This window comes from Parasphingomonas frigoris, assembly GCF_036663815.1.
Lineage (GTDB): Bacteria > Pseudomonadota > Alphaproteobacteria > Sphingomonadales > Sphingomonadaceae > Sphingomonas.
The window spans coordinates 1-1,189 of the sequence record NZ_JAXOJQ010000065.1; the positions used below are offsets into that span (position 1 = coordinate 1).

Annotated in this window: 1 protein-coding gene; it reads right to left on the reverse strand. The window is 67.3% G+C overall.

The genetic code is table 11. The features are described from left to right. Positions 1–11: 11 nt before the first annotated feature. A partial coding sequence (locus U1872_RS22490; protein WP_332795078.1) for an acetyl-CoA C-acetyltransferase occupies positions 12–1,189 on the reverse strand: 1,178 nt, incomplete at its 5' end.

The window sequence follows — 1,189 nt, forward strand, 5'->3', positions numbered from 1 at the left end:
GACGGGGTGCATCAGACGCGCTCGATGATGATCGCCGGGGCCATCCCGCCGCCCGCGCACATCGTCACGAGCCCGCGTTTCAGGTCGCGGCGTTCGAGTTCGTCGAGGATCGTGCCGATCAGGATCGCCCCGGTCGCGCCGATCGGATGGCCGAGCGCGATCGAGCCGCCATTGACGTTCACCTTGTCGCGGTCGAGCTTCAGGTCGCGGATGAACTTCTCGGCGACCACCGCGAACGCCTCGTTGATCTCCCACAGGTCGATGTCGTCGACCGTCAGCCCCGCCTTCGCCAGAACCTTTCGCGCGGCGGGGACGGGGGCGTTGAGCATCAGCGTCGGGTCGTCGCCCATGTTCGCCATCGCGACGATCCGCGCGCGGGGTTTGAGCCCGTGCTTGGCGGCATAGTCGGCGCTCGCGAGCAGCACCGCGGCGGCGCCGTCGACCACGCCCGACGAATTGCCGGCGTGATGGACGTGCTTGATATCGACGTCTGGATAACGCCGGTTGATCTGCTTGCGATAGGTCGTGCCCTTGTCGTCGAGCGGTATGTCGGCAATCCCGGCGAACGACGGACGCAGCGCGGCGAGACCCTCGGCGGTCGTATCGGGACGCGGATATTCGTCCTTTTCTAGCACCAGCGCGCCGGTCGCGTCGGTGACAGGGACCAAGCTGCGATCGAACCGCCCTTCGGCGATCGCCACCGCGGCACGCCGCTGGCTCTCGAGCCCCAGCGCTTCGAGCGTCTCGCGGTCGATCCCCTCGATGCTGGCGATCGCATCGGCGCAGATGCCCTGGTTCGACTGCGGATGCGCCGCGTCGAGCCGGGCGTTGCCCGAGCCGATCCCGAGCGGCCGCTTCCCCGCCGCCATGTCGTCCTGCATCATTGTCGTGGTCAGCGACATCATCTCGGTCCCGCCGGCGATGACGAGGTCTTCCATCCCGCTCATGATCTGTGCCGCCGCGAAGTTCACCGCCGTGATCCCGCCACCGCAGAACCGATCGAGCGTCGTCCCGCTCGCCTTGACGTCATAGCCCGCGTCGAGCGCCGCCATCCGCCCGAGATCGCCGCTCTGCTCGCCACGCTGGGTCGAGGTCGACCAGATGATGTCGTCGACATCGGCGGTATCGAGCTTGTTTCGCTCGGCAATTGCCTTGAGAACGGTCGCGGCGAGATGTTGGGGGTGCATGT